Origin of the sequence: Pseudomonas sp. NBRC 111138 (assembly GCF_001320835.1) — a bacterium.
GTDB classification, from domain to species: Bacteria; Pseudomonadota; Gammaproteobacteria; order Pseudomonadales; family Pseudomonadaceae; genus Aquipseudomonas; species Aquipseudomonas paracarnis.
Window position 1 is genome coordinate 1 of sequence record NZ_BCBO01000129.1, and the last position, 8,653, is coordinate 8,653.

Here is an 8,653-nt window from a genome sequence, read left to right on the forward strand (position 1 = left end):
TTCTGCCGCTTTGAGTATTGGAGGGGCGGTTCAACGGTGAAGCGCGCTACGGCCCGGTAACAGGCCGCAGCGCCGAGGTGAGGGGGAGAGACAGAGGGAAGGGGTTCAGCCGTGAATATGTTCAGCCGCATGCATGGCCAGGTAGGCATCCAGCTTCTTGTCTTTCAAACCCAAGGTGTCGAGAATTTGGGCCATGAAACTGACCGGCGCGCTGCCAGGAGCCGTGACCACTCCCTGGTCGGCAACGGCGTACGGTACGTCTTGGTAATAATCTGCTCCGCGATAATGCACCTGCTTGAGGTTGTCAGCGGAGTTGGAGGTGTGCTGCAAGTGATCCAGCACTCCAGCCTTGGCCAGTACGCGGGTACCGTCACAGATTCCCGCCACGACGATGTTCCTGGCGTGAGCCTCACGGACCAGCGCCTCGATGGCGGGGGCGTTGTCTGTTCTCCAGATCGGGCCTCCCGGCACAATCAGCAAGTCGACATCGTCCAGCCGAATGGCCTCGATGGCCAGGTCGGGAATGATGGTCATGCCACCGGATGATGTCACTTGCTTGCCACCGGGAGCGGCAAAACAAGTCTCGAAGCCATAGTAGGCACGGCCCGTGGAATTGATCAGCGCGGGCTCCCAGTCAGAAAAATTCTCGGTGAGGATAGTAACGGCACGTACCATTTGAGTGTCCTTCTCAAGTTTCCATGATAATCAGCAGCAACCTGCCCAGCAGGGTTGTCCTGGTGGGCATTGCTGTCGAGTGTACTCGCCAGCGGGGCTGATGAATGGTGTGGTGGAGTATTGGCAGTATGTGTTTCAACTGGCAATGACAGTGATCAACGCGGCGGCATGTTCAGGCGTGAAACGTTGAGAGGGTGTTCTGGTGCGCTGCGCAGCTCGCCGTTGGCGACCTGGCCTGGCAGCAAGTCTGCCTCCAGCGCAGCGGCTTTAGAGCGGCCCGGCGCCTGCACTTGGTAAGCATAAAGGCTGTGCATCTAAAACGTGCGCGGTGATTGAGCCGCTGGCGGGATGGAGTCGAACCGTTGCGCAAGGCTCCAGCCTGATAGCCGCTGCAGCTCATCGACATCGATCGACTCATCTTCCTGCGCGGTGTAGCACTCGTCACCACTGCGCCTGTCATCGGGATAGACCATAAAACCACCACGGCCGTCAGGGCAGTCGGGCAGATACACCGAGGTCAGGTTGCGTTGCTCATCGAGGTGCGCATTCAAGCGCGCGATATAGATACCCATCGAAACCGCCACACCAATAACCAGCACCACGCAGGCGACCAACTGGCTGGCATAGTTGGCGCCCAGCTCATCACGACGCACGGGCGACATGACACGACCCTGTCTGCTCAACATTCTGGCCAATCAGAAACCAGCCACTGCCTCCCATGCGTACCAACTGAGTTTGCTGTGGAAGGATGCCCACCATCAGCGCGAGGAAAATCACGGCTAACAGCACCCCTTTGATCATCGAATACAGGTTCATGACGGTGACGAGCTCTGGATAAGAAGAGCCTTAGCCTAAGCAGCACGGGGTTAACACCAGGTAAACATCGCAGGAAACAGCCCGACTTCCGCTATCCTTCACACCGCTGAGCACCATCTGCCCGAGGGTTTTTCCGTGCATATTCATCTGCTGCTGGTCGAGGACAACCTGGACCTGGCCACCACTGTCATCGAGTACCTGGAGATCAGCGGAATCGTCTGCGATCACGCCAGCAATGGCCAGGCCGGGCTCAACCTGGCGCTCAACCAGCATTACGACGTCATTCTGCTGGACATCATGCTGCCGCGACTGAACGGCCAGCAGTTGTGCGCAGGGTTACGCCAGCAAGGCATCCAGACCCCCATCCTGATGCTGACCTCGCTGGATGCGTTGCCCGACAAGCTCGCCAGTTTTGCTGCGGGAGCCGACGACTATCTGGTCAAGCCGTTCGAGCTTGCCGAGCTGGTGGCGCGGATTCGCGCCTTGAGCCTGCGGCGCAGCGGCCAGACCAGCCGCCTGCAAGTAGACGACTTGGTCATGGAGCTGACCACCCGCAAAGTCAGCCGGGCAGGGCAGGAGCTGCATCTGTCACCCATTTGCTGGGCCTTGCTGGAGCACTTGATGCGGGCCAGTCCCGAGCCTGTTCCCAGGGAGCGGTTGGAAAGCAAAATCTGGGGCGATGAGCCGCCCGACAGTAATACGCTCAAAGTGCATATGCATCGGCTGCGCAAGACGGTAGACAAACCTTTTGGCCGGCCATTGATCCATACCCTGGCGGGTGTCGGCATCCAGGTAAAGGCCCATGCGTAGCGGCCTGAGCCTGAAGTGGGTAATCAGCGGCAGTTTCCTGTGTCTGATTGCGGTGGTGCTGGTGATCTATAGCAGGCTGCTGCCTGAATTCACCGTGCGCGGCCTGTTCTACACCGCCAGCGCGATGATGGAAGAGGAGGCTCTGTATTTTCTCCGGCACTACAAACAGGACCCGACCACGCCGACGCCGCACAATTACTTCTATACCAGCGTCATCGGCAAGGAGGCGTTGCCGCAGGACGTGCGCGAGTTGCTGAATGCACCGCCGAGCCTGTCCTTTGGTGCGGTGAATATCTTCGGCGATCTCTATTCCGATGACGACGAGGCGCCGTTCCATATCGTTCTCGAACAACCTCTGGGCGACGGCAAAACCCTCTACATGTATGACATCGACCACGATAAGGAAGTAGGGGGAGAGGTGGAGACGCCATTGTCCGACGCCTACTTTGACCAGGTACTGGAAAGCGTCCAGCTCATCAGCCTGGCCGTATTCGTGCCGGCGCTGATTATCATCGCGCTGTTGGTGTGGTGGTTGGTGCGTCCGCTGGGACGTCTGATCCAATGGTCCAGCACCCTGAACAATCCTGACGCCCTGGCCAGCGAGCGGCCGGGTTTCAACTTCAAGGAGTTCAATATGTTGGCCGATGCCCTGGCCAAAAGTGTTGAACAAGTGCAGGCCGCCAGCCAGCGAGAAGGCCGTCTGTTGCGCTACACCAGCCATGAACTGCGCACGCCGCTGGCGGTGCTCAAGGCCAATATCGAATTGTTGGCCCTGCAATCGGGTGGTGTGCTACCACCCTCGTTGCAGCGCGTAGAACGCTCGGTGCTCAATATGCAGCTCATCGCCGAGACATTGCTGTGGATGAGCCGCGAACGTCCAGAGTCGTTGCCCGAGGAAGACGTTAATCTGAGCGAAGTAGTTGGCGAACTGATTGAAAGGCACCGCTACCTGATCGGTCACCGGGATATTGAGCTAAGCATCGACATCCACAACGAACCTTGCCGGCTGCCCCCTACGGCGTGCCGTATCGTGATCGGCAACTTCCTGCGCAATGCGCTGCAATACGCGGAAGAGGGCACGGTGGATATCAGTTTCAAATACCCCCGGCTGGTGATTGCCAATTACATCAGTGAGGTCAAGCCGCGGCAGGAGTCCGATGATTTTGGGTATGGGCTTGGGTTGCAGTTGATGCGGCAGTTGTGCGCAAAGCTGGGCTGGCAGATTGAGGTGATCCGCGAGCAGCAACGGTTTACGGTCATTCTTGATTTTACGAATGTACGGGACACGCCGCCGGCAGACGGCGCACCTGTAGTCTGTTGAACGATTGTGTCTAAGCGAGCTTCACATTCATGGTGATGTGGGCGGTGAAGACCTTGACGCCGCCCGCATCGAAGATCTCCACCGGCACGATCTTGTCTCCGGCGGTTTGCCAATCGATAGCGCTGCCATCGGCAACAGCGCGGATATCGGTTTTCGCCTTGGCCAGATATTCCACAGTCATGCCTTTGGGAATCCAGCGTGCGCCTGCGGGGATCGACGCGTCGGTCATCATGCCGCCGGCCAGTTCGGCGGCGTTGCACAGTGCGATGGCATGCACCGAGGCCAGGTGATTGGTGATTTCCTTGCGAAACGGCACGGTGACCACCGCATGGTTGGGTTTGAGCTCCGCGATCTCGGGAGTGATGGTGCTGAAGTAGGGTGCCATCTGGCACGCCAGGTTGCTGAATGCGGCGGGGCCTACGCTATTGAACATGCTCAGGGCTTGGCTCATCGGAATATCCTCAAGGGTCATTTACAGAATAATATTCTGCAACGGAACAATATTCTGTTGATTCCACGACTGTCAACCTGAGCTTTCTCTGCCGGTCGTTCAGCCTATAAACTGTTTTGATTTGGCGTTCCTCCATGCACTCCATCGATCTCATCGAGCGCACCTTCCCCGGCAGGCGCAGCGACCTCAAGCGCATCATCCTGCGCGAAGCACTGGCGTGTTTTAACGAGGTGGGCATCGAGGCGACCTCTATCGAAACCATTCGCGCGCGCTGCGACACCAGCGTGGGCGCTATCTATCACCACTTCGGCAATAAAGAAGGGTTGGTCGCTGCGCTGTTCTTTGCGGCGCTGGAGGACCAGGCCAGTCTGCGTGACCACTATCTGCAAGCAGCGGACACCGCCCACGCAGGCGTCGTCGGGCTGGTGTACAGCTACGTTGAATGGGTGACCGCACAGCCGGACTGGGCGCGGTTCGTGTTCCAAAGCCGCTTTGCCGTCTCCAGCGGGCCGTTCAAGGACGAGCTGCTTGCACGCAACAAACAGCGCAACCAGCAGTTGAAGGAATGGATGAGCGGGGAAGGGCGCAAGGAGCATTTCAGTCACTTGCCTGCCGAGCTGATCCCTTCGCTGATCATTGGCGCGGCGGAAAGTTACTCGCGTGCGTGGTTGTCGGCGAAGGTCAAAAAGAGTCCATTTGAATACCGCGAACTGCTGGCTGAAGCAGCGTGGAAGTCGATCAGCCTGGGTTAGTCAGTCCTCCATCCCCTGTGGGAGCTGTCGAGCTTCAGCGAGGCTGCGATAGCGGTGCTTCAGGCGATGAGCCTTTCGGCAATGCCGCCATCTGATCAAATTCCGTCTAGGGCTATACTTGCCTCCTTCCAACCAATCGAGAACCCCATGAGCACGTCTCTTTCCCTGACGCCCGTGCGCAAGCCCGTCGCGCCACTGATTGCCTTTATCATCCTGGTGGCGGGCGCGCTGTTCCTGCAAAACATGGTCGGCGCACGCCAGGTGTTGCTGCTGGTGGTCGGCGCCGCGCTGGGCCTGACGCTGTATCACGCAGCCTTCGGTTTCACCTCGGCCTGGCGCGTGTTTATCAATGATCGGCGTGGCGCTGGCTTGCGTGCGCAGATGGTGATGCTGGCGGTGGCGGTGCTGCTGTTTTTCCCGGCGCTGGGCGCGGGCACTTTGTTCGGCCAACCGGTGGCCGGGCTGGTGGCGCCGGCGGGTGTGTCGGTGGTGTTCGGGGCGTTTATCTTCGGGATCGGCATGCAGCTGGGCGGCGGCTGTGCGTCGGGAACCTTGTTCACCGTCGGCGGCGGTAATGCGCGGATGTTGGTGACACTGCTGTTCTTTATCTGTGGCTCGTTGATCGCCACCCATCACGTCGACTGGTGGTTTGCACTGCCATCGTTCCCGGCGGTTTCCATTGTCAAAAGTTTCGGTGTGCTGCCGGCGCTGGTCCTGAGCCTGGCGGTGTTCGCGCTGATTGCTATGGTGACCGTGCGCCTGGAAAAACGTCGCCATGGTCAACTTGAACAAGGCGTGCAAAGCGAGCACCCAGGGCTACGCCGCTTTCTGCGTGGGCCATGGCCGTTAGTGTGGGGCGCGATTGGCCTGGCGCTGCTCAACTACGCCACCCTGGCCTTGGCTGGGCGGCCGTGGGGCATTACCTCGGCGTTCGCATTGTGGGGCGCCAAGGTGGCGAGCGGGCTGGGCGTGGACGTTGCCAATTGGGCGTTCTGGCAGATGCCGGGCAATGCCAAGGCCCTGGCTGCACCGGTGTGGGAAGACATCACCAGCGTCATGGACATCGGCATTGTCCTCGGCGCGCTGCTGGCCGCTGGCCTGGCCGGGCGTTTCGCGCCCAGCCTGAATATTCCAGCGCGCTCGTTGATCGCGGCTGTGATCGGCGGCCTGATGCTTGGCTACGGTTCGCGCCTGGCCTATGGCTGCAACATCGGCGCGTACTTCAGTGGCATCGCCTCGGGCAGCCTGCATGGCTGGGTGTGGCTGGTGGCGGCCTTTATCGGCAACGGCGTGGGCGTGCGCCTGCGGCCCTTCTTCTTTGCGGGCGAACGGCCCCAGGTGGCCTTGAGTGGCTGCTGAGCAGTCCACCTACATTCGCCTGGCGCGCGCGCAAGATGCCGGTTTGTTGCCCGCCATCGAGCAGAGCGCAGCCCAGGCATTTCGCGCAATCGAAGGGCTGGCTTGGCTGGCGGATGCCGCGCCGATCGGCGTCGAGTGCCATCGGCAGTGGATCGCGCTATCGACCTGTTGGGTGGTGGTTGATGACCACGATCACCCTCAAGGCTTCCTCAGCGCAGAACGCTTTGGCGACGACCTGCATATCCATGAAGTGTCGGTTGCCCAGCCGCTGCAAGGCCAGGGCTGGGGGCGCAGATTGGTGGAAACGGCGATAGAGCATGCCCGCGCCCAACACCTGCGTGCGGTGACGCTGACCACTTTCAAGCATGTACCCTGGAATGCTCCGTTCTACCGGCGCCTGGGCTTTGCAATTCACGTCGATTCGCGTCTGGAAACGATCCTGGCGGATGAGTACGCCCATGGCTTCGAACCCGGCAGCCGTTGTGCCATGGCGTGCCCGGTGACATGTCCGAATCCGTCCTGAAGTAGTCTGCCTTGCGTCTGTCGTGCGCTGTGGGTTGTCCTTAACATGGTGTGCATCGTTCACCCACTGATGCACGCCACAAGGACCGTCCATGACCCATAAAGCCCTGATCGTGATCGACGCCCAACATTCCTTCCGCCATTCAACCTACTGGTCCGAAAATGACCTGCCCGACTATCTGGAAAAACAGCAGGCCCTCATCGATGGTTGTGTTCAGCGCGGCATCCCGGTGGTACAAGTCTTCCATGTTGAAGACCAGGGGCATTTCTCCATGCAATCGGGCAACGTCAGGGCATTGAGCGAGCTGTCGATCAATCCGCAACTGGTGATCCATAAGCGCTACCACAGTGCTTTGGCCGGTACGCCACTGGCCGCTCGGTTGGTGGAAATGGGCGTCACCACGCTGATCATCAGCGGCATCCGCACTGAGCAATGCTGCGAGACCACCACGCGGCAGGCTGCGGACAGCGGCTTCAAGGTGGATTTTGTCAGCGAGGCGACGTTGACCTTCCCGATGACCCACGTGCGTAGCGGCCGGGTCTATACGCCGGCTGAGATTCGCGAACGCACGGAGTTGGTCCTCGATGACCGCTTCGCCCGCATCGTAACGGTCGCCCAGGCACTGGCGGAGTGAAGCGGTGAGCGTACCGGTGCTGTTCGTGCTATTGCCAAACGTGCTGATGCTCGACCTGGCCGGGCCTGCCGAAGTACTGCGCCTGGCCGCGCAGGTCGACGACCCGGCGGCGGTGGATTTCGACTTGCAATACGTCAGCCCGGTGGCAACGCTGCACACCTCCATCGGCTTGCCGCTGATGGGGCTGGCGCCGCTGCCGCCGACCCTGGTCCCCGGTACGCTGGTGGTGTTGGTGGGCTCCACGATGAACGTGTCGAAAGCCCACCAAAAGGCCTTCGAATCGGCCAGCCATCAGCTCACCCAGTGGCTGCAAAACGTCTTCGCGCCCTCGGCCGAGCGTCTGGTGTGCGTGTGCGCCGGCGCATTGAGTGCCGCCAGGGCCGGGCTGCTCGATGGGCGCCAATGCACCACGCATCATTCTCTGTGCGCCACCCTGCAGGCCCTCGCCCCCAAGGCCCGGGTGCTGGAAAACCGTCTGTACGTCACCGATGGCCCTGTGAGTTGCAGCGCCTGTATTACAGCGGGTATCGACCTAATGTTGCACCTGGTTGCCGAACTGGCCGGGCCACGCTTGGCGTGCGCGGTGGCGCGAGACATGGTGGTGTACCTGCGCCGCAGCGGCAGCGACCCGCAGTTGTCGCCCTGGATAACCGGGCGTAATCACCTGCACCCGGCGGTGCATCGTGTGCAAGACGCCATCGCCGCCGCGCCCTGTGAAACCTGGACGGTCACCCGTATGGCGGCCCTGGCCTGTACCGGCAGTCGCCACCTGGCGCGCTTGTTTCAGGAGCATGTCGGCACCAGCCCGCTGGACTATCTGCATCGCCTGCGCCTGGCTGTAGCCCGCGAACTGCTGGCCGAGTCGGCCCTGGACATTGAAGCCATCGCCGAGCGCGCAGGCTTCGGTTCGGCGCGGCATCTGCGGCGTATCTGGGGTAAGTATGAAGCGGCCACCCCTTCAGCCATGCGCCTTACTCAGCAGGCGTCTCGGGGGGCGTAACCGGGTCCTGGCCAGCTTCGGTTTCCAGCTTCAAACGGTCGGCCTTGCTGATGTATCTGTCTTTGCTTTTGGGCGCCAGCTTGGCACTGGCCTTTTTCGCTTTGGCTTTGAAGAGCTGCTGGAGTTTTTTCTGGCGGTTCATGTCGCGGTGCCTGAGAGGGAAAGGCGCGGATGATACCAGTTTCAACAAATGTGACCGGGCCCTGGGTTAATGCCAGTCAGTTAAGGCAGAGCCGGTAACCGTGGCGAGGGAGCTTGCTCCCGCTGGGCTGCGTAGCGGCCCCAAAAAAGCTGGGAGCGCTGCGCACTCCA

General features: G+C 60.5%; 13 protein-coding genes. 7 read left to right on the top strand and 6 right to left on the bottom strand.

Going from position 1 to position 8,653, the window contains the following annotated elements:
• Nucleotides 1–105 precede the first annotated feature (105 nt).
• From APH41_RS22335 to APH41_RS29125, 4 genes are all read right to left on the bottom strand, one after another.
• Nucleotides 106–675 carry a type 1 glutamine amidotransferase family protein gene (locus APH41_RS22335; protein ID WP_034126170.1) on the bottom strand — a complete coding sequence of 190 codons (570 nt, stop codon included), beginning with the start codon at nt 673–675 and terminating at the stop codon, nt 106–108.
• Between the two features lie 155 nt (nt 676–830).
• Nucleotides 831–989 carry a hypothetical protein gene (locus APH41_RS28900; RefSeq protein ID WP_156359082.1) on the bottom strand — a complete coding sequence of 53 codons (159 nt, stop codon included), beginning with the start codon at nt 987–989 and terminating at the stop codon, nt 831–833.
• Nucleotides 990–1,337, bottom strand: a complete 348-nt coding sequence (locus APH41_RS22340) for a hypothetical protein (RefSeq protein ID WP_034126171.1) — start codon at nt 1,335–1,337, stop codon at nt 990–992.
• A complete protein-coding gene (locus tag APH41_RS29125) occupies nt 1,318–1,491 on the bottom strand; it encodes a hypothetical protein (protein ID WP_014719228.1) in 174 nt (57 codons plus the stop codon). Before APH41_RS29125 ends, APH41_RS22340 begins: the two co-directional genes overlap by 20 nt.
• Nucleotides 1,492–1,626: 135 nt before the next feature.
• Between APH41_RS29125 and APH41_RS22345 the strand changes: the two genes are divergently transcribed.
• The gene (locus APH41_RS22345) at nt 1,627–2,301 is read left to right on the top strand and encodes a response regulator transcription factor (protein ID WP_034126172.1); all 675 of its coding nucleotides are present in this window, start codon (nt 1,627–1,629) and stop codon (nt 2,299–2,301) included.
• Nucleotides 2,294–3,622 (top strand): HAMP domain-containing sensor histidine kinase, encoded by a 1,329-nt coding sequence (locus tag APH41_RS22350; RefSeq protein ID WP_054921567.1) that lies wholly within the window; start codon nt 2,294–2,296, stop codon nt 3,620–3,622. The genes APH41_RS22345 and APH41_RS22350 overlap by 8 nt, the downstream gene beginning before the upstream one ends.
• Nucleotides 3,623–3,632: 10 nt before the next feature.
• On the opposite strand, the gene APH41_RS22355 is transcribed toward APH41_RS22350, so the two are convergent.
• A complete protein-coding gene (locus APH41_RS22355) occupies nt 3,633–4,073 on the bottom strand; it encodes a hotdog fold domain-containing protein (protein WP_003192702.1) in 441 nt (146 codons plus the stop codon).
• Nucleotides 4,074–4,207: 134 nt separating this feature from the next.
• Here APH41_RS22355 and APH41_RS22360 point away from each other — a divergent pair, with 134 nt between their 5' ends.
• The 5 genes from APH41_RS22360 to APH41_RS22380 all read left to right on the top strand — a co-directional run bounded on the left by APH41_RS22360 (nt 4,208) and on the right by APH41_RS22380 (nt 8,341).
• On the top strand, nt 4,208–4,825 hold the full coding sequence (locus APH41_RS22360; protein WP_054921569.1) for a TetR/AcrR family transcriptional regulator: 618 nt from the start codon (nt 4,208–4,210) through the stop codon (nt 4,823–4,825).
• Between the two features lie 147 nt (nt 4,826–4,972).
• Complete coding sequence (locus tag APH41_RS22365; protein WP_054921571.1) at nt 4,973–6,184, top strand: YeeE/YedE family protein; 1,212 nt, start codon at nt 4,973–4,975, stop codon at nt 6,182–6,184.
• Nucleotides 6,174–6,707, top strand: a complete 534-nt coding sequence (locus tag APH41_RS22370) for a GNAT family N-acetyltransferase (RefSeq protein ID WP_054921573.1) — start codon at nt 6,174–6,176, stop codon at nt 6,705–6,707. Before APH41_RS22365 ends, APH41_RS22370 begins: the two co-directional genes overlap by 11 nt.
• 91 nt (nt 6,708–6,798) lie before the next feature.
• Nucleotides 6,799–7,341, top strand: coding sequence for a cysteine hydrolase family protein (locus APH41_RS22375; RefSeq protein ID WP_054921575.1), 543 nt, complete (start codon nt 6,799–6,801; stop codon nt 7,339–7,341).
• Between the two features lie 4 nt (nt 7,342–7,345).
• Nucleotides 7,346–8,341 carry a GlxA family transcriptional regulator gene (locus APH41_RS22380; RefSeq protein ID WP_054921578.1) on the top strand — a complete coding sequence of 332 codons (996 nt, stop codon included), beginning with the start codon at nt 7,346–7,348 and terminating at the stop codon, nt 8,339–8,341.
• Here the strand turns inward: APH41_RS22380 and APH41_RS28470 are convergent.
• On the bottom strand, nt 8,313–8,483 hold the full coding sequence (locus tag APH41_RS28470; protein ID WP_080757734.1) for a DUF2986 domain-containing protein: 171 nt from the start codon (nt 8,481–8,483) through the stop codon (nt 8,313–8,315). The genes APH41_RS22380 and APH41_RS28470 overlap by 29 nt on opposite strands.
• Nucleotides 8,484–8,653: the final 170 nt, after the last annotated feature.

What these genes read in the sequence shown, in the direction of transcription:
- APH41_RS22360 (WP_054921569.1), top strand. Translation starts at nt 4,208, where the DNA reads ATGCACTCCATCGATCTCATCGAGCGCACCTTCCCCGGCAGGCGCAGC.
- APH41_RS22335 (WP_034126170.1), bottom strand. Translation starts at nt 675, where the DNA reads ATGGTACGTGCCGTTACTATCCTCACCGAGAATTTTTCTGACTGGGAG.
- APH41_RS28900 (WP_156359082.1), bottom strand. Translation starts at nt 989, where the DNA reads ATGCACAGCCTTTATGCTTACCAAGTGCAGGCGCCGGGCCGCTCTAAA.
- APH41_RS22365 (WP_054921571.1), top strand. Translation starts at nt 4,973, where the DNA reads ATGAGCACGTCTCTTTCCCTGACGCCCGTGCGCAAGCCCGTCGCGCCA.
- APH41_RS22340 (WP_034126171.1), bottom strand. Translation starts at nt 1,337, where the DNA reads ATGTCGCCCGTGCGTCGTGATGAGCTGGGCGCCAACTATGCCAGCCAG.
- APH41_RS22350 (WP_054921567.1), top strand. Translation starts at nt 2,294, where the DNA reads ATGCGTAGCGGCCTGAGCCTGAAGTGGGTAATCAGCGGCAGTTTCCTG.
- APH41_RS22375 (WP_054921575.1), top strand. Translation starts at nt 6,799, where the DNA reads ATGACCCATAAAGCCCTGATCGTGATCGACGCCCAACATTCCTTCCGC.
- APH41_RS29125 (WP_014719228.1), bottom strand. Translation starts at nt 1,491, where the DNA reads ATGAACCTGTATTCGATGATCAAAGGGGTGCTGTTAGCCGTGATTTTC.
- APH41_RS22355 (WP_003192702.1), bottom strand. Translation starts at nt 4,073, where the DNA reads ATGAGCCAAGCCCTGAGCATGTTCAATAGCGTAGGCCCCGCCGCATTC.
- APH41_RS28470 (WP_080757734.1), bottom strand. Translation starts at nt 8,483, where the DNA reads ATGAACCGCCAGAAAAAACTCCAGCAGCTCTTCAAAGCCAAAGCGAAA.